Below are 17,652 nucleotides of genomic sequence, written 5' to 3'. Positions count from 1 at the left end.
ACCTTGGACGGGTGCTAGACCCAGCCACTCGGGATAATCGCACACTATGAGCGAAACATCAGCGCCAATTCCGGCCCCAGCCCATCAACCACCAACAAGTGGCAAGGGGCACAGTGCGTCTAAGAGCGCGTTGGCGGTGGGTGCGATTGGCATCGTGTTTGGCGATATCGGGACAAGCCCGCTTTACGCATTCCGCGAAACGTTTGTAGGCCGTTCCACCGTTCAATTGGATACCGCCCATGTTCTGGGTGTGATCAGTTTGATTTTCTGGTCCATGACTTTGGTTGTTGCGATCCAGTATGTCACGATCCTGATGCGCGCCGATAATAAGGGGCAGGGCGGTTCGCTTGCCTTGGTCGCGTTGATTTCTCGCAGTCTGTCAAAATCCAAATACGGCTGGATCGCGGTGTTGCTGGGCGTGTTTGCGACGTCGCTGTTTTACGGCGACAGCATGATTACGCCCGCCATATCGGTCCTATCGGCGGTCGAGGGGCTCACCGTGGTCGATCCCGGCCTTCAACGATACGTGATCCCGATTGCATTGGCGTTGTTGGTGTTCCTGTTCGTGCTGCAAAAACGCGGCACCGCAAAAGTTGGCGCATTGTTTGCCCCGGTGATGATCGTCTATTTCACGGTCATCGCAGCGTTGGGCCTTTGGCAGATTATCGGCACGCCGGAGATTTTGTGGGCTTTGAACCCCTATCATGCGGTCAATTTCTTTATCCTTGATGGATGGTTCGCCTTTCTCGCCCTAGGCAGTGTGGTCTTGGCGGTCACCGGTTCAGAAGCGCTGTATTCAGATATGGGCCATTTTGGCCGGGGCCCGATGCGATTGAGCTGGTTTGGTTTTGTCATGCCATGCCTGTTGTTGAACTATTTTGGCCAAGGGGCGATGGTCATTGGATTGCCCGCCGATCAAGCGGCCGTAGCCATCCAAAACCCGTTCTTTTTCCTGGCAAGCGAAGAATGGCGGTTGCCGCTCGTATTCCTTGCAACGTTGGCCACATTCATTGCCAGCCAAGCTGTGATCTCAGGCGCGTTCTCGATCACCAGTCAGGCGATCCAAATGGGCTATATTCCTCGCCTGAAAATCCGCCACACGTCCGAAACCGAAGGGGGGCAGATTTACATCCCTGCGGTCAATTGGGCGTTGATGGTGGCTGTCATTATCTTGGTCCTGACGTTCCAAAACTCTTCTAACCTCGCCAATGCATACGGCATCGCTGTGACCGGTGCGGTTACGATTGATACGCTGTTGATGGCGGTGTTGCTTGTCGGCGTTTGGAAATGGAAATGGTGGTACGCCGCACCTGTCGTCATCCTCTTCCTCATTGTTGATGGCGCCTATTTCGCGGCGAACCTTACCAAAGTGCCCGAAGGCGGCTGGTTCCCATTGGCGGTTGGCTTTGTGGCTTTCCTACTGCTCACCACATGGGCGCGCGGGCGCAAGCTGATGCGCGAACGAATGAGCGAGCATGCTTTACCGATGGAGATTTTTGCAAAGTCGGCCAAGAATTCTGCCCTGCGCGTGCCGGGGACCGCGATCTTTATGGCCAGTGCGTCTTCCGGCGTTCCATCGGCCCTTTTGCACAACATCAAACACAATAAAGTGCTGCACGAACGTGTTGTGATCCTAACCGTGGACATCGCCGACGTGCCCTATGTGGACCCGTCCAAACGATGTGAGTTCAAAGACATGGGCGATGGTTTCTACCGGGCGGTTTTGCATTACGGCTTTATGGAAGAAACCGACGTACCGATCGGCCTGAAAGATATGGAACGGTGCGGTGGCGAATTCGATATGATGCACACCAGCTTCTTCCTTTCGCGCCAAACGCTGCTGCCATCCAAGAACCCTGCGATGCCGATTTGGCGAGAGAAGATTTTCGCATGGATGCTGATGAATTCAGCCAGCGCGATGGACTTCTTTAAGCTGCCTACGAACAGGGTTGTTGAACTGGGCAGTCAGGTCGAGATTTAGCGCTGGGTTTTGTGGTGAATGGGATGGCGGCTATCGACCCAAAATCGGTCGTTGCAAGAATGCCCGACATCAAAGGTATTTCTCAGTGTCAATTTCCAATAGCGGCATCTACCCGACAATATCAGGCCCTCGTCCCCAACAGGGCTTTCAGCGCATCAACGATGGTTGGCATGTCCCGAGGATCGGAATGATAGAATGACACCGTGTTAATCGCCCCGACGGTGATAGCCATTAGTAGGTCGCCGGCAATGCTAATGTCGACATCATCTGACAAGTCGCCGCAATCAACAGCCTCTTTGACCAAGCCCCGAAAAACCTTGGACGATTCCTCGCGTAACTCACGCAGTTCAGCGAACTTTTCTGGCTTATCTCGCAACCTGTTCATCACAGCGCCGCTTATTGACTGAAACCCAGATTGCGACCCCTGAAATGGCCGGACTTCGATCAAAAGGTTGTTGTATTTGTCTTTCCAGTCGCCCTCAACATTCACACCGATAGTGATGGCGCGGTTGTAATTGACGATCCTGCCTTTGATCGTTTCGAGGAACAAATCATCTTTTGAAGCAAAGTGATTGTAGATTGCCGGGCCTGACAAACCCGCGGACTTGCCGATGCTCTCCATGCTGACTTCTGCGTAGGAATGGGTGTCGAATTGTTCTTCCGCCGCAGCAATCAGCAAGGCTCGCGTATCTGCAGCGGTCCTTCCCGCAGGCCTCCCTCTTTTGCGGCGCTGCGGTCGATTAATCGTTTTGGCTTTTGCGGTGCCGCTACTCAATCGTTCGTCCTCAAGAAGTTTTTGGGCCTGCGCATCGCCTGCCTCTCACAAGACCGGTTTACGGATTATACCAGATCGGCGAGCTATAGGCGCGCTCTTGTGTGGTTAGCGGGATTTCCGGTTGTGGCTGAACCCCGTAACGGACCGCATCGTAGAGTGTCCAGCGCGGAGTGGGAATCTCCAACGCCCTGACGTAATAGAACGCCGCTTGCTCTGCGTCGAAATCTGGATCGGTCCAACGCACGGCGAGCTGAGCCTCCCCTATGTCATTGGTGTATGTAGCATCAGCAAAATTCACGGTTGATCCGATGGCCGGCAATGTGCCGGTGGCCGGGTCAACGGATCGATCTCCGGCGAACGCGACGTTGTAGATTTCCTCGTTAAGTTCGCCATCTTCACCGCGCCAACCCTTGATCACTTGGACCCGGTCTAGATGTGCGCCATTGGGATCTTTCAGTGCTGCGATAAGAAAACTCGGTGCCTTTCCGCTGCCTTCTAGGATCGCGCCCATGGGCACACCTTTGGCGTAGCCTGCCGATGCCAATTGATCGGCTTCGATATCGCTTTCATCAAAATCCCATCCGGCAAAAAACCGAACGCTGATCCGCGGCCCAGTTGTGGCGTAAACTTCGCGGCGTTTGAAGGCTGCAAAAATTTCCTCGCGGGTGTTCGCCTTTGCCCAAACACCGACATATCCGGATGAAGTGAGGCGCCAATTGTCCCAAAGCCTTCCCCCCATTTTTGAGCCGATGCGCTCTGGGCTGGGTTCGGATTCTACGAACTTGCCCCAAAAATTGTCATCATCGGATGTGGCAAGCCCGGTGTGGGTATCGGTGCTGCCAATCATGCCAAATCGATAGGGATTGATCCCAAAGCGAGCTTGCAGCTCCAACCCTTGTTTTAGAGCTTCGCGCGCATATTCATTGGCGAATACGGCGCGGCGTTCATCCTCGTCTTCGGGCCGTTCCACCATCGAGATATTGGTTTGATCCCAGGTTTCGAAATCGGCAAATTCATCAGTGGGTGAAAGAAGCGGATGAGCTTCGCTGTCGCCCTTAACCTGAGTCATTTCATAGAGCGGCTCCCAGCGCGCTCTTTGTGTTACATATTCAAGATCGAATGGTTCGCCATCAACTTGGAGATTGCCAAACATATTGCCGTTGGAAACATTGCCATTATGGGCAATCGCGATCGCTTCGCCTCCCGTCATCTGCTCATAATTGGCAAGGTAATTCCACAGTTCGAGCGGGTTGTTTCCATCGGCGGCCGAAAATGGAATGGTCTGAAGAGTTTTGTCCTTGCCATCCTTAAACACCACAACCCTGTGTTGATTTCCGCCACCCGGCATCGACGTCCATTCATAGCCTGCAAAGGTTGTGAATACACCGGGCTCATAGTTGCGCTCTGCGGCTTCTACGAGTTCGGACCAGACAGTTCTGCGGAAGGTTTCGGGAGGTTGACGCTCTGCACGCCCGTCTCGCAAAGAAGCGACCACTTCGTCCATTGGGCCGACGGTATCTCCCGCTTCTTCCATCGCGGCCCATGCTCTGCCCAGAGCAGTGTCGACAATGTCCGGATTGTCTTGCTCGATCCCCAGAAAAACGCCGGTATACTCAGCGTGATCGGCAATCATCAGAAAATCTAGCGGCGCGCTCAGTTGAGCGGTTTCCCCCGTATGCGCTTCAATCGGTTCGCCGCGCGCAAATCGGTAAGCATCATCCGGGCCGAGGCTTTTGTTGCCGAAATTGTAGCTGTCGAAGGAATAGAGCGTGTGGACATGAAGATCCCCCCAAAACACCCGCTCTGGATTCTCAGCGACAGGCACATTGGCGGCAGAAACCAATTCGTGATCATCGCTGTTCACTTCCCCGCAGCTGATGAGGGCGAGTGAAGCGGCGCCTATTAGTGCCGCTGTTCGAAAACCAGCACAGCGGGATCGATGCCCCTCGAAATTGTGCCCGCCGTGATTGGTCTTGCTCATCGCTTTCTCCCTCAACTCCCAGAATGCTGCCGCCAAAGTATAGGTCAATCGACATTTGCGCCCTGATACTTTTGTCAATGGCGTCTGTCCGCTCTTAAATTAATTAATACTAATTAAATTGCAATCTCGGTTTGAACGAGGTGCTTTTTCGGGAGGAAAATATGATGAAATCAAAGAGCCTGTTGGCGAATGTTTCGATACTGGCCTGCGGGGCTGCATCCTGTGCATTTGCCGCTCCAGCGTTTGCTCAGGATGCGGACGAAAATGGGGCGCAGCAAGAGCGCTCTGTTGGCGTTCCGGAGATTTTGGTGACTGCTCGCAAGCGTGTTGAACCCCTTCAAGAAGCGCCAGTTGCCGTTACCGCACTGAGCGGCGAAAGCCTCGACCGAATTCAGGCCACTGACCTTTCCGACCTGAGCGGGCGCGCACCCAATGTGACCATCAACCAGATCGGCAATTTTGGCAGCTCGGTTTCGGTGTTCATTCGCGGCATCGGTAATGGCGATCCGGGCTCAACTGTCGATCCATCCGTCGGCCTGTATGTCGATGGCATCTATCTCCCTCGCACAGTGAACTCATCGCTTGACCTGTTTGACGTGGAACAGGTTGAGATTTTGCGCGGTCCGCAAGGCACCCTGTTTGGCAGGAACACCACCGCTGGCGCGATCAACTACCGGACGCGCAGGCCAACGGGTGAAACAGCGGCACGCGGTGCAATCACTCTCGGCAGCTTTGGCCAACGCGACATCCGCGTTTCAGCCGAAACGGCGCTGGTTGAGGATGTTTTGGCGTTCAAATTGTCCGCATTCTCGCAAGAGCATGACGGCTTCTTTACCAACACATTCGTGGGCGGGCCGGGCAACCGCGTGTCGCGCGATGCCGGGCGCAGCCGCACATTCTCTTTGCGGCCAACCGTGCGTTTTACGCCCACTGACACTTTTGAACTGACGATCATCGGCGAATATTACAACGAAAACAGCGACAACCTGCCGACCATCAACATTTCTCAGCCGGGTCAACTTTTGCAGGTTTTTCACAATCCACCGGTCTTCGAAGCCGGAGCGGAAGTGCGCGAATTCCCGTTCAACGTGGAGGGCTTCAGCGACATCGAAGTTTTCGGCGTTACGGTAGAAGCCAACTGGGAAGTTGGTCCAGGGACCCTGACATCTGTGTCCAATTATCGGGATACAACTGATTTCAACAACAACGACACAGACGGCACGCCCGCCAGTTTCTTTGAAACATTGCGTGAAACGCCGCACGAACAGTTCTCGTCTGAATTGCGCTATGATTGGGACGTGAATGAGAACATCGATGTCATCGCAGGTGTCTTCTATTTCCGGCAGGAATTCTTCCTCCAGCGTGACACGTTTCTGGATATTACCAACACCGGCACCGCCACTGAGCTGCGGTCGCAGGGCGGCCAAACACATCGAAACTATGCAGCCTTCGCGCAAATTGATTATGAATTGACGGACCGATTGAGTTTGAGCTTAGGTGGTCGCTACACCTATGAAGAGAAAGAGTTTTTCTCCTCGCTCTTCCAGCCAGTTGCCCTTGGTATCGCGCCGAGAATCAATCTGAATGATGATTGGTCGAACTTCGGACCAAAAGTTGGGCTAGACTACCGCCTAACCGATGACGCGCTTATCTACGGCACATTTTCCAGAGGCTTCAAAAGCGGCGGCTTTAGTGTGCGCGGATCGACTGCAACCGCGCTGGGGCCGTTTGATGAAGAATCAGTCGATGCATTTGAGATCGGTTTGAAAGCCGATTGGTTCGACAACCGGCTGCGCACCAATATCGCGTTTTTCCAGAGCAATTATGACGATCTCCAACGGACCGTTATCCGGTCGTCGACCGATCCGAACAACCCGCAAGAGACAATCACGGACAACGCAGCCAATGCCACGGTCAGAGGTATAGAGATGGAGCTGACTGCAGTTCCAATCGATGGCCTGCAAATTGACTTCTCAATGGGCTACATTGATGCTCAATATGATGAATTCTTAGCTGATCTGAACAATGACGGCATTGTGACCGATAATTCCGCATTGCCGCTCTCACGGGCGCCAGAATGGACCTTGGGTGCTGGCGTTTCTTACAATGCCGATCTGGGCGATGCTGGTCAGCTAACGTTCCGCGGCGATTGGATCTATGTTGATGAGCAAAACTTGCTCGCCAATGGTGCCGCTATCGGCGAAATTCCGTCTTACAATGTGCTCGATGCGAGCATCAGATGGGATTTGCCCGATGACCGGTTCCACGTGACGGCATTTGTTAAGAACCTGAACGACGAGATTTTTGTGACGTCGCTGACAAACGTGGCTGCTCTGTTTAACTTCAATCAGATCAGTCCGCCGCGCCGCTACGGCATCACTTTCGGCTTTGAGCTTTAACGGCCCAGCCATTGCCATTTTTGGTGATATGAACTCTCCACGCCAATGCCTACGAAGTAGGTTGGCTAATTTATCGGAAATTGGTGCTCTCTTTCCGATATCACTCTGACTTGGGCGGGCCGCCATGTGCGTTCCGCCCATTTCTTTGTGCGCGATGTATGTCCGCTTTCACCCCCAATACTGGACCTTAAAACCGATCAATCCGCTGCCTTGTCTGCTGCTTCATCCCCGTCATCCAGACCAATATCCAGCCCATGTTTGAGCAGCATGGGGATGTTGGCGAAGGTGAACAAGAACGTCAGCGGTAAGAACACCCAGAGCTTTGCCCAGAGCCAACCTTCAAAATCCATTTGTGCCACCAGCACTTCGTTCAGGCCTGCGAGGATCAGGAAAAAGATCCCCCAATTGCGCGAAAGCTTAAGCCAACCTGCGTCATCGAGTCCTTCAAATGCCGCTTCCAAAAGGATTTTGAGCAATGCTCGGCCCATGAAGAAACCGATGAGCAACGCCACACCAAAGCCGGAATAGATGATGGTCGGTTTGAGTTGCACAAAACGCGGCTCTCCAAAGAAGATTGTCAGCGCGCCAAAGCCTACGATCAACGCGGTTGAGAACCACAACATCGGCGACACTTTGCCGAGCCGCCATTTTGAAATGATGAGCGCGGCAATTGCTGCGACCATGAACGCGCCGGTGCCGCGGATTATTGCTGCGATCTCTCCGGCGGGGTTAGGGTCTTCGGGGGCGTAATAACGATAGACGCCTAGAAACACCAAAAGAGGTCCATAGTCGACCGCCACACTAAGCCAACCTGATCCGGCTTTCTTGGCGTTGCTGGGGGCTGCCTCGTTTTTTACGTCTTGGGACATTACGCCACTCCTGCAATCACGCGTGCGACCAAATCCGGATCGAACGGACGCAAATCTTCCATTTTCTCACCCACGCCAATGGCATGGATCGGCAAACCATATTGTTCGGCCGCAGCGACCAAAACGCCGCCACGCGCGGTCCCATCAAGTTTCGTCATGATAAGGCCGGTCACGCCTGCGACCTCCTTGAACACATCGATTTGGGAAAGGGCGTTTTGACCGTTGGTCGCGTCCAAGACGAGAACAACGTCATGCGGGGCTTCTTCGTTGAGTTTGCCAAGGACGCGGCGGATCTTCGCCAGCTCTTCCATCAATTCTTTCTTATTTTGCAGCCGGCCAGCGGTGTCGACAACCAGAGCATCGATCCCCGTGTCAGTCGCCTGTTTAACAGCATCAAACACGATCGAGGCCGGATCGCCGCCCTCGGCGCCGCGCACAATGTCGACACCGGCACGTTCGGCCCATGTTGCCAATTGACCAATGGCTGCGGCACGGAATGTGTCACCCGCCGCGAGTAGGACGCCGTAATCGTCTTCGGTGAACAGATGCGCGAGCTTGGCGATTGTCGTTGTCTTGCCCGACCCATTTACACCAATCACTAGGATCACCTGAGGGCGAGGGAATGCCGTCACTTCCAAAGGTTTTGCAACCGGACGCAGGATCTCTGCGATTTCGGCGGCAACGGCTTCTTTCAGCTCGGTCGGCGTAATCTCCAAGCCAAAGCTTTTTTCCGAGAGTTTCGCACGAATACGTCCCGCAGCCGCCGGGCCAAGATCGGAGACAATCAAGGCATCTTCGAGATCGTCGAGCGTTGCATCATCAAGCCGCGTAGAAACGCCGGTAAGGTTGCTACCAATCCGTTCCGACGTCTTGCGAAATCCACCGAGGACCCGGTCGCTCCAGCTTCCTGTGGTGCCAGAACTCATCGCAACAACCCTCCTTCGATTGACCGAATTTCGATATCGACCATCGCACCGGCCGGTGTGTCTTTGGGCAAATCAACCCGCGCATAATTGGGCGCATAGCCGGTGCCATCGCGTTCGGAGAGGACAGGTAGAATTTCTCCCACAAGGCCGTCTAGCCATTGCGTGCGCCGCTGCGCGACCGCTTGTCTCAATTCGGCCGCACGCGCCTTGATGATCCCGCGCTCAACTTGCGGCATCCGCGCGGCAGGAGTGCCAGGACGAGGGGAGTAAGGGAAAATGTGACCGTGGACGATGTCCAGTTCCTCGATGATGGATAGATTTGCGGCATGATGGTCATCCGTTTCCGTCGGAAAGCCGGCGATCAAGTCGGCACCGATCGCGAGATCGGGACGACGCGCCTTCAGATCATGAACCAATGCCACGGCATCATTTCGGCTGTGTCGCCGTTTCATCCGCTTCAAGATCAAATCATGCCCATGCTGTAGCGAAAGGTGCAAATGGGGCATCAACCGCGTCTCGCTCGCGAAAAGTTCAAACAAATTGGGATCGATCTCGATCCCATCGAGTGATGACATCCGCAAACGGTCCAACTCGGGAAACGTCTTAAGGACAGCGCCCACAAGATCACCCAATGGCGGCGTGTTGGGCAAATCATGGCCCCAACTGGTCACATCGACGCCCGTCAAAACGACTTCGCGCGCGCCCAATGCCAAATGGTGCTCTACTTCGCGCAAGACGCCTTCGATTGTCATCGATCGGCTTGTCCCGCGCCCTTGGGGGATGACGCAAAAGGTGCAGGCGTGGTCACACCCATTTTGAACAGCAATAAAGGCGCGCGTCCGGGTGGGCGGCGGCGGGGCCACGGGCAGCGGCACGTTCCAACTGCGAGGGTCCAATTTTGATGCGTTGGCGATCAGGCCATCGACTTCGGGCATATTGGCGATTTGATCGCGTTCAATATCTGCCGCACATCCGGTTACGATCAAACGAGCATTGGGGCGCGAACGGCGCGCTTTGCGGATTGCTTGCCGTGTTTGGCGCACGGCCTCAGAAGTAACGGCGCAGGAATTGACGACGACAACATCTCCAGCATCCGCCAACATCGCTTTCATCCGTTCGCTTTCGGCGATGTTCAACCGACAACCCAGCGAGATAACCTCCGGCGTGACCGTGTCCGAATTGCTCAAGCGAAGTCATCCCATTCGAACGATCCACGATACGCTTCGGTGGCCGGGCCTGTCATGAGGATGGAATTGTCATCACGCCATTCGATCACCAAATCCCCGCCGGGTAGGCTAACCGTTGCAGAGCGACCGACCAAGCCGCGCTTCATGGCTGCGATCGCGGTTGCGCATGCACCCGTCCCGCATGCCCGCGTCAGTCCGGCACCGCGCTCCCACACATTAAGGCGCAGATGATTGTCTCCGACGACGCTGGCCACGTTGACGTTGATGCCTTCGGTGAACAACGGATCGTTCTCAATCTCTGGCCCAATCTGGCCGAGTTTTACGGTGTTGGTATCCTTCGTGAAAAACACGACGTGGGGATTGCCGACATTGACTGCCATCGGTGCATCAAGATCGCCGCTTTCATCGGACCAGCTCACTGGCATGTTCAACGTGTCCATTGCGAATGCCAGAGGGATCTTGTCCCATGCAAATTCTGGTGCGCCCATATCCACGCTTGCGCCGCCTTCTGCGGGTTCAAGGGTAATGGCGCCGCCGGCCGTTTCGATCTGGGCGCGTTCGCCGTGCAATAGGGCCACAGCCCGTGACGCATTTCCACACGCTTCGACTTCGCCACCATCAGAATTGAAGATGCGCATTTTGAATGCGTGACTGTCGCTTTCTTCGAGCAGGATGAGTTGGTCGCACCCAATGCCTTCGCGCCGATCGGCCAGTGCACGCGCAAGGCCGTTCGTCATCGGAGGCAATGCAGTTTCTCGCGCATCAAGCACGATGAAATCATTGCCCAGACCGTGCATCTTGATGAAGGGAACGCGCATGTTCGAGCATGTATGCATGCAGGCGGGTTCCGTCTAGTGCTCTGGTGACTGAAAAGTCCGCCAATCAGTACCCAGATGCGGCCTATTCGTTCACCGTTTTCGGGAGGGGCGCGTCTGTGTCGATCGATGGCGTGGTACGTGAGGGCGCGAGAACCAATTTTCCAGCGAGAGCCAAGCGTTCTCTGACCTGTTCACTGCTCTCAGGCTTGCCGTAGAGGTACCCTTGTCCTTTGAGCTTGCCCATGGACTTCAAAGCTTGAAGGATCGCTTCGTCTTCGATCCCTTCTGCTGTGATTGGCAAGTTCAAGCCCCGTCCAAGCGAAACGATCGCATCGACAATTTTCGAACTGCCGCTCGGCTCTTTGAGTTCGCTCACAAAACTACGGTCAATTTTTAGCCGGTCAAACGGCAATGTCCGCAATTGTTCGAGCGATGAATAGCCCGTGCCAAAATCATCCAAGCTTATGCGGACGCCTTGGTTGCGAAGACTGGTAATGATTGAGCGGACCGTGCCGATGTTTTCGTGCAGGCAGCTTTCGGTGATCTCAACTTCTAATCGCTGCGCGGGGAAGTTGTGGGTGACCAAGAGCTTGAGCAGCTTTTGTGCAAACCAAGGGTCGCGCAATTGGATCGGCGAAATGTTGATCGACAATGTGAGCGAGTCTTCCCAACTGCCCGCGTCGTTCAAGGCCTGATCCAGCAGTTGATCGGACAATTGCGTGATAAGGCCTATTTCCTCCGCGATCGGAATGAATATCTCTGGGCTTACCAAGCCCATCTGCCGCGTCCGCCACCGTGCGAGCATTTCAAAGCCGACCAACTCGCCAGAGTCGAGATCCACCTGTTGTTCGTAGAATGGAACAAATTCGCCATCGGCAACACCGCGACGGATCCCCGCTTCGAGTTCGTTACGGAAACGCAGTTCGTTTTCCATTGTGGGCTCGAACCAAAAATATCGGTTCTTTCCCTGTTTCTTCGCGGTGTACATCGCGATGTCGGCGCGCTGCATCAACGCATCGTGTTCGCCCAATTCAGGGGCAAAGCCCGTGTCGTCGTGATCGGTGGAAACCCCGATTGAAATAGTGGCTTCGATCGTCACATCATCGTGTTGAAATGGCCTTGCCATTTGTTCGAAAACGCGGACGATCAGGTCGTCGATGCGATCACGATTGACCGGTTCATATGACGCAACAAAGGCAAATTCATCTCCGCCCAAACGCGCAAGATTGGCATCTTTGGGCAATTGATCTTTGATCCTCTTGGTCAATTCAACCAACACAGAATCTCCGACAGAATGCCCGTGCATATCATTGATTTGCTTAAAGTTATCGAGATCGATCATGCAATAGGCAATGGCGTAACCACGCGCATTTGCATCCGCTCTTAATGTGTCGGTCGCCGTAGCCATGCTGCGACGGTTCAGGCAATTTGTCAGTGGGTCAATTTCGGCCAGCTCGCGCGCCAGCCCTTCTGCACGCCGACGTTCGCTGATTTCGGCCTGAAGCTCGCGATAGCGGCGCCATCCGAATATGATCAAAACGACGTTGAGCAACAACGCATTGATGAGCAGATGATCAGGAGCAGTGCCATCTGAAAAGACGGCATCGATGGCCTTGGGTAAGACAGAGCTGCCTGTGGCAACGAAGAGGATGATCGCAGCGGTTGCGATACCCAATGCGACCAAGTCGCGATCTGCATTTCCGAGTTGTCTTGCCACTTATTCGTCCGCCACCGATTGCTTTCCCCGTCTCATGCTCCACGTTCGCGCGCGTGTGCTGATTGATTTTGCATATGGGTTAGTCCGCTAAAGATAGCGTTAATTGCTTGGGAAATTATAGACCTAGGGGCTGGAAGCCCGCGCCGCGGGGCGATAGACATTGACCTAACAATTGCGGCAAAAATTCCGACTAGAAAACCGCATGACCTGACCCGATCAAGGAGAGCGCCTGTGACCAACAACCGCCCCAATTACTGGTTGGTGAAATCCGAACCGTTTAAATACAGTTGGGATGATCTTGTCGAAGAGGTTGAAGGCACATGGGACGGTGTACGCAACCATTCCGCAAAGCTGAATTTGCGTTCGATGACCGTCGGCGATGAGTGCTTTTTCTATCATTCACGCGAAGGGTTGGAGATCGTCGGCATTTGCGAGGTGTCGGTCGATGGGATTATGGATCCAACCGATGAGACGGGCAAATGGGACGCGGTTAAGGTCAAACCAAAGCGTAAATTTGATAACCCTGTTTCGCTTAAGCAGATCAAGGCAGAGCCCCGGCTTGCGGAATGTGAATTGGTCCGGTTGTCACGGCTTTCGGTCGCGAAAATCAGGCCTGATGAATGGGACCTCATTTGCGAAATGGCGCAGGGGTAACCCGCGAAAGGCGACCTAAGCTTTTGCTCTTAGACCGCTAATCGTCGCGCCGCTGGCAGCCAGTTGCTCAACGTCAATCTTCATATGGATCAATCGAAGACCTGCGCGGTCCTTCGCTTCCGATAAAGCGTCTATGAATTCTTGAGTTGTGTTTGCGGTTGCGCTCCACCCGCCAAAAGCGGCGCCCAATGCAGCGAAATCGGGGTTTGCCAAATGCGTGCCAGAAACACGCCCTGGATATTCGCGCTCTTGATGCATGCGAATTGTTCCGTAGGCGCCGTTGTCCACGACAAGGACCAAGAGGTTAGCGCCGTGTTGCACGGCGGTGGCTAACTCCTGACCGTTCATTAGGAAATCGCCATCCCCCGCGACCGCGACAACTGTGCGATCGGAATGGCGCAATGCTGCGGCAACGCTGGCCGGTACACCGTACCCCATTGCCCCTGCGGTTGGCGCTAACTGGCTGGGATAACCCGCGTATCGCCAGTACCGATGCCACCATCCGGCAAAGTTCCCTGCGCCGTTGCAGATGATCGTGTCACTTGGCAGCGCACTCCGCATGAATGCCACGCACGCCGCCATGTCGAGCGCGGGCGGGGCCGAAGAAGGTGCGTGCGTTGCCCATTCTTCCCAGTCTTGATGCGCTTCTTTTCCCGCATCAAACGGGATGATGCTCAAATCTTCCCACAGGGCGGCGGCTTCTGCGAATTCATCCACGCCTGCAGCAATGGCGAGATCCGCGCGATAGACGCGATTCAATTCATCAGGATCAGGGTGCACGTGGATCACGCTTTGATCAGGATGATCTAGGGTGGGGAACGCATAACCATCGGTGGTCGCTTCTCCCAATCGCGCGCCAACCGCGAGAATGAGATCGGCGTCTTTCACGCGCTGAACCAATGTGGGGTTGGGGCCATAGCCAAGGTTTCCGGCATAAACTGGCGATCCGGGATCGATAGCGTCTTGGCGACGGAAGGCTGTGGCGACGGGAAGCCCGATGGATTCGGCAAATTGTTGAAAGTGATCGCGCGCTTTGGCGTTCCAACCCGCGCCGCCAATTATGGCGATGGGGCTGGCGGCGTCTGCGATCATGGCGAACATGGTTTGCACGGCATCTGGGCACACCGATTGCGCGGGGCGTGTTACCAATGGACGCGGCGCGAGTGTGCTATCCACAAGGTCGCACAACATATCTTCGGGTAGGGCAATCACAACGGGGCCGGGACGGCCGCTGATGGCGACAGAATAGGCGCGGGCAACATATTCGGGAATACGGGCAGGGTCATCGATCCGAGCCGCCCATTTGCAGATCGGGCCAAAGAACGCTTCAAAATTGATTTCCTGAAACCCTTCGCGATCGCGCATCGGGCGCGCGACGTCGCCGACAAAAAGAATCATCGGCTGCGAATCTTGATGCGCCACATGCACACCGATGCTGGCATTGGTTGCGCCGGGACCGCGCGTGACGAATGCGACGCCCGGGCGACCGTCATCTGCCGCACCCATCGCACCATCCGCGCACGCCATAAAGGCCGCGCCGCCTTCCTGGCGACAGGTGACCGTTTCAATGTCGGTCCGTTCGTGGAGAGCATCGAGAACGGCAAGAAAACTCTCGCCCGGTACCGTAAACACCCTCTGCGTGCCTTGTTCAGACATGCAATCGACCAACAATTCGGCGGCGGTTTGAGTGGATTGAGTCACGCTGTTGATTCTCCCGTTAAGCGGGCGCTTAGGTCCAATAGAGATTAACCACAACCCGGGCTTACTGTCCCTTTTTTGGGCAGGGGATAGGAAGCGCTGGGCAAGAGTTAAGAAATCGTTAACTCATCATCGCATGACCTATGCGACACTTACCAGCGAACATGTGGTGCGGCCAACATATCAGGCAGCCAGCAACCCGGGTGCCAAACGTCGGCGGAGCCTCGTTCTTACCGATGAACGCGCGCGTCATCCATTTCGTGCCAATTTACCGCCGCATGTGCGCAATGATCTTCACAATATTCCGGCGGAAAGCCTTTGGCGGCTAACGACCGACGATGTTCGCGGTTTTGCCAGCACCTATGTTGCTGCAACCGCTGCCATCCTCGTTTTTATTATGTGAAACGATGGAAATGGCTGCGTTAGACTTAGTTGCTCGACGCCGCTCTTTCCGCCTGTAGCAAGCGCCAGCCCAGCCACGCGGCCACGACCGACATGGCAGCGGCGAACAGCAATTGATCGACAACCAGTATACCGAACGATGTTAGGCCTATCGCAATCCCCGACCCCACAACCATCGCAAGAGAATTGACGATGTTGTTGGATGCGATTGTGCGCGATGCGGCGTCGTGCGCGCATCGAGTCGTCAGAAAAGCGTAGAGCGGCACCACGAAAAATCCGCCCGCCGTGGAAATGCCAAGAAGCATAAGAGACAGCGGGACGGCCAAGGGTTCCAATATCCATGTCTGAACCGGCAGCAATTCGCCAGCTTCATTTGGGATCCAAGCTTTCGCCACGAGGTAAAAGCCGACGAGGAAAAACCCCATCATAATCACTGAAAGCGGGGAGTAGCGGGCGGAAACTTCGCCTTTTAAAAGAGCGTTGACCCCAACCGATCCAATCGCGATCCCGACGGAAAAAATGACAAGGAACAGGCTTGCGACCTCTTTGCTGGCCAGCAATTGGTTTTTGGCAAGCGGCGGGAATTGAATGAACAAGACCGCGCCAATGGTCCAAAAAAAGCTGATCGCGACGATCGACAACCAGATTTCGCGATTGTGCATGGTTTCACGAACCAATTTCCAACTCATCACAATCTGATCCGCAACCGCAACAGCCGGGTAACCGATCCAGCGCAGGACCCGATTGTCGACCGTGCGCGCATAAGGTTCAAGCAGTGGGTAGTGCATCTCGTAATCGCTTTGCGGCGGGGCGTCGGGCACCGAAAGACTTACGAAATATCCCGCGATCGCGGTCAAAACGATCAAGATGATCGCCACCTCAATTGCGATAAAACCGGCAAGGATCGTTCCGGCCAAGATGGCGATATATGTTCCGGCTTCGACCAATCCTGTTCCGGGAAGAACCTCTTCCTTTTTAAGATGTTGCGGAAGAATAGCATATTTGATGGGACCCAAAAATGCTGATTGTGCCGCGGCCAAAAATACCACGAACAACAAAAGTGGGATGGCGATTGTGTGAACCGCAATCCCTTGCCAAGCCATAAACAGGCCAATCGCCCCTAGCGACGCCCAGCCAATTTCGCACAATTTGACGATGCGAATGATTCGGGCCTTGTCATGCGTATCGGCCAATTGCCCGGCCAATGCCGACATGACGACAAACGGAACGATAAAGATCACCGACGCAAGGCCGCTAAAAAGCGCCTCTTGTTGTTCGTCATTGTAGACCGAATAGACCACGAACAGGACCAGAGCGGTCTTGTAGAGGTTGTCGTTAAACGCGTTGAAAAACTGCGTTACCATCAAAGGCAAAAAGCGTTTTTGGCGCATAAGATGCGTCGAAGTGGTCATACGAATAAGCGGCGCCCGGCAGTTTCCCCTAGGTCACTGACATAGCGATGACTGAGGCGTTCACAAGCTTTCTCGACACCATCATAATAATAGTGTGATCGATAATGTTTTGATTGCGGCCCGGACGCGCTAAGGCGGTTCGTAGCTATGTTGACGCTGCCAAACATTTTGACGCTTTCGCGAATTTTCGCGGTTCCTCTGCTCGGGTTCTTCCTTTGGTGGCCCGATTGGCAATTGGGGTATGCGATAGGGTTCGTCCTATACACCCTGATTGCGGTCACCGATTATTTCGATGGCTATTTGGCCCGGGCACAAGGGACCGTGTCGAAATTGGGCATATTCCTCGATCCGATCGCGGATAAGATCATGGTCGCATCGGTCATCTTGATCTTGACGGCGCAGGGATACTTGCGGGGGCCATATGTCGGGGACATGCATGTCATTGCAGGGACGGTGATCCTTATTCGAGAAATCGCCGTGTCGGGCTTGCGCGAATTCTTGGGCGGCATTCAGGTGTCAGTTCCAGTTTCAAAACTGGCCAAATGGAAGACTACGTTCCAATTGATCGCACTTGGCGCTTTGATTTTGGGCGGTGCGGTGCACGGCCAACCGTGCCAAGCCCCTAGCGCCGATTGCCAGACTATCGCCGAAAGCTGGATCCATGTCGTCGGATTGGGCAGCCTTTGGGCGGCGGCCGTTTTGACCTGTGTGACAGGCTGGGATTACCTGCGGGTCGGATTGAAACACATGGAGTGACCGGTGATCCTGGACGGGATTTCTCTCCAATCGCTTATGGTTCTGCCTTCGACTGAAGCGATTAGAATTGTAGGGTT

Annotated in this window: 14 protein-coding genes; 5 read left to right on the top strand and 9 right to left on the bottom strand. The window is 54.7% G+C overall.

Annotation, left to right across the window (positions count from 1 at the left end):
- Positions 1 to 46 precede the first annotated feature (46 nt).
- The gene (locus tag BQ8290_RS14260; RefSeq protein ID WP_108791396.1) at positions 47 to 1,981 is read left to right on the top strand and encodes a KUP/HAK/KT family potassium transporter; all 1,935 of its coding nucleotides are present in this window, start codon (positions 47 to 49) and stop codon (positions 1,979 to 1,981) included.
- 121 nt (positions 1,982 to 2,102) lie between these two features.
- Here BQ8290_RS14260 and BQ8290_RS14255 read toward each other — a convergent pair whose 3' ends face one another.
- Both BQ8290_RS14255 and BQ8290_RS14250 read right to left on the bottom strand, forming a co-directional pair.
- A complete protein-coding gene (locus BQ8290_RS14255) occupies positions 2,103 to 2,660 on the bottom strand; it encodes a TetR/AcrR family transcriptional regulator (RefSeq protein WP_337661444.1) in 558 nt (185 codons plus the stop codon).
- 154 nt (positions 2,661 to 2,814) lie between these two features.
- Complete coding sequence (locus tag BQ8290_RS14250; RefSeq protein WP_108791392.1) at positions 2,815 to 4,737, bottom strand: DUF3604 domain-containing protein; 1,923 nt, start codon at positions 4,735 to 4,737, stop codon at positions 2,815 to 2,817.
- A 161-nt stretch (positions 4,738 to 4,898) separates the two neighbouring features.
- Here BQ8290_RS14250 and BQ8290_RS14245 point away from each other — a divergent pair, with 161 nt between their 5' ends.
- A complete protein-coding gene (locus BQ8290_RS14245) occupies positions 4,899 to 7,136 on the top strand; it encodes a TonB-dependent receptor domain-containing protein (protein WP_108791390.1) in 2,238 nt (745 codons plus the stop codon).
- 197 nt (positions 7,137 to 7,333) lie between these two features.
- Here the strand turns inward: BQ8290_RS14245 and BQ8290_RS14240 are convergent, their stop codons facing one another.
- The 5 genes from BQ8290_RS14240 to BQ8290_RS14220 all read right to left on the bottom strand — a co-directional run bounded on the left by BQ8290_RS14240 (position 7,334) and on the right by BQ8290_RS14220 (position 12,653).
- A complete protein-coding gene (locus tag BQ8290_RS14240; protein WP_108791388.1) occupies positions 7,334 to 8,005 on the bottom strand; it encodes a septation protein IspZ in 672 nt (223 codons plus the stop codon).
- Positions 8,005 to 8,931: a signal recognition particle-docking protein FtsY gene (gene ftsY / locus BQ8290_RS14235; protein WP_108791386.1), complete on the bottom strand. Its 927-nt coding sequence runs from the start codon at positions 8,929 to 8,931 to the stop codon at positions 8,005 to 8,007. The genes BQ8290_RS14240 and ftsY overlap by 1 nt, the downstream gene beginning before the upstream one ends.
- Positions 8,928 to 10,118, bottom strand: a complete 1,191-nt coding sequence (locus BQ8290_RS14230; protein WP_337661443.1) for a MiaB/RimO family radical SAM methylthiotransferase — start codon at positions 10,116 to 10,118, stop codon at positions 8,928 to 8,930. Before BQ8290_RS14230 ends, ftsY begins: the two co-directional genes overlap by 4 nt.
- Positions 10,115 to 10,936 (bottom strand): diaminopimelate epimerase, encoded by an 822-nt coding sequence (dapF, locus tag BQ8290_RS14225; protein ID WP_108791384.1) that lies wholly within the window; start codon positions 10,934 to 10,936, stop codon positions 10,115 to 10,117. Before dapF ends, BQ8290_RS14230 begins: the two co-directional genes overlap by 4 nt.
- An 82-nt stretch (positions 10,937 to 11,018) precedes the next feature.
- Positions 11,019 to 12,653, bottom strand: coding sequence for an EAL domain-containing protein (locus BQ8290_RS14220; RefSeq protein ID WP_108791382.1), 1,635 nt, complete (start codon positions 12,651 to 12,653; stop codon positions 11,019 to 11,021).
- Positions 12,654 to 12,884: 231 nt separating this feature from the next.
- On the opposite strand from BQ8290_RS14220, the gene BQ8290_RS14215 reads away from it, so the two are divergent.
- The gene (locus BQ8290_RS14215; protein ID WP_108791380.1) at positions 12,885 to 13,307 is read left to right on the top strand and encodes an EVE domain-containing protein; all 423 of its coding nucleotides are present in this window, start codon (positions 12,885 to 12,887) and stop codon (positions 13,305 to 13,307) included.
- Between the two features lie 15 nt (positions 13,308 to 13,322).
- Here BQ8290_RS14215 and BQ8290_RS14210 read toward each other — a convergent pair whose 3' ends face one another.
- Positions 13,323 to 15,008, bottom strand: coding sequence for a thiamine pyrophosphate-dependent enzyme (locus BQ8290_RS14210; protein WP_108791378.1), 1,686 nt, complete (start codon positions 15,006 to 15,008; stop codon positions 13,323 to 13,325).
- Between the two features lie 133 nt (positions 15,009 to 15,141).
- Here BQ8290_RS14210 and BQ8290_RS14205 point away from each other — a divergent pair, with 133 nt between their 5' ends.
- Positions 15,142 to 15,408, top strand: coding sequence for a hypothetical protein (locus BQ8290_RS14205; RefSeq protein WP_337661442.1), 267 nt, complete (start codon positions 15,142 to 15,144; stop codon positions 15,406 to 15,408).
- 25 nt (positions 15,409 to 15,433) lie between these two features.
- On the opposite strand, the gene BQ8290_RS14200 is transcribed toward BQ8290_RS14205, so the two are convergent.
- The gene (locus BQ8290_RS14200; RefSeq protein WP_108791376.1) at positions 15,434 to 16,819 is read right to left on the bottom strand and encodes an MFS transporter; all 1,386 of its coding nucleotides are present in this window, start codon (positions 16,817 to 16,819) and stop codon (positions 15,434 to 15,436) included.
- Positions 16,820 to 16,966: 147 nt separating this feature from the next.
- Between BQ8290_RS14200 and pgsA the strand changes: the two genes are divergently transcribed.
- Positions 16,967 to 17,575: a CDP-diacylglycerol--glycerol-3-phosphate 3-phosphatidyltransferase gene (gene pgsA, locus BQ8290_RS14195; protein WP_108791374.1), complete on the top strand. Its 609-nt coding sequence runs from the start codon at positions 16,967 to 16,969 to the stop codon at positions 17,573 to 17,575.
- The last annotated feature ends 77 nt before the right edge of the window (positions 17,576 to 17,652 follow it).

This window comes from Erythrobacter sp. Alg231-14, from assembly GCF_900149685.1.
Classification (GTDB): Bacteria; Pseudomonadota; Alphaproteobacteria; order Sphingomonadales; family Sphingomonadaceae; genus Erythrobacter.
This window is presented reverse-complemented; position numbering and strand designations above follow the sequence as displayed.

Excerpts from the sequence above, each read along its gene's own strand:
- BQ8290_RS14260 (WP_108791396.1), top strand. The coding sequence starts at position 47 with ATGAGCGAAACATCAGCGCCAATTCCGGCCCCAGCCCATCAACCACCA.
- BQ8290_RS14250 (WP_108791392.1), bottom strand. The coding sequence starts at position 4,737 with ATGAGCAAGACCAATCACGGCGGGCACAATTTCGAGGGGCATCGATCC.
- BQ8290_RS14245 (WP_108791390.1), top strand. The coding sequence starts at position 4,899 with ATGATGAAATCAAAGAGCCTGTTGGCGAATGTTTCGATACTGGCCTGC.
- BQ8290_RS14240 (WP_108791388.1), bottom strand. The coding sequence starts at position 8,005 with ATGTCCCAAGACGTAAAAAACGAGGCAGCCCCCAGCAACGCCAAGAAA.
- ftsY (WP_108791386.1), bottom strand. The coding sequence starts at position 8,931 with ATGAGTTCTGGCACCACAGGAAGCTGGAGCGACCGGGTCCTCGGTGGA.
- dapF (WP_108791384.1), bottom strand. The coding sequence starts at position 10,936 with ATGCGCGTTCCCTTCATCAAGATGCACGGTCTGGGCAATGATTTCATC.
- BQ8290_RS14205 (WP_337661442.1), top strand. The coding sequence starts at position 15,142 with ATGACCTATGCGACACTTACCAGCGAACATGTGGTGCGGCCAACATAT.
- BQ8290_RS14200 (WP_108791376.1), bottom strand. The coding sequence starts at position 16,819 with ATGACCACTTCGACGCATCTTATGCGCCAAAAACGCTTTTTGCCTTTG.
- pgsA (WP_108791374.1), top strand. The coding sequence starts at position 16,967 with ATGTTGACGCTGCCAAACATTTTGACGCTTTCGCGAATTTTCGCGGTT.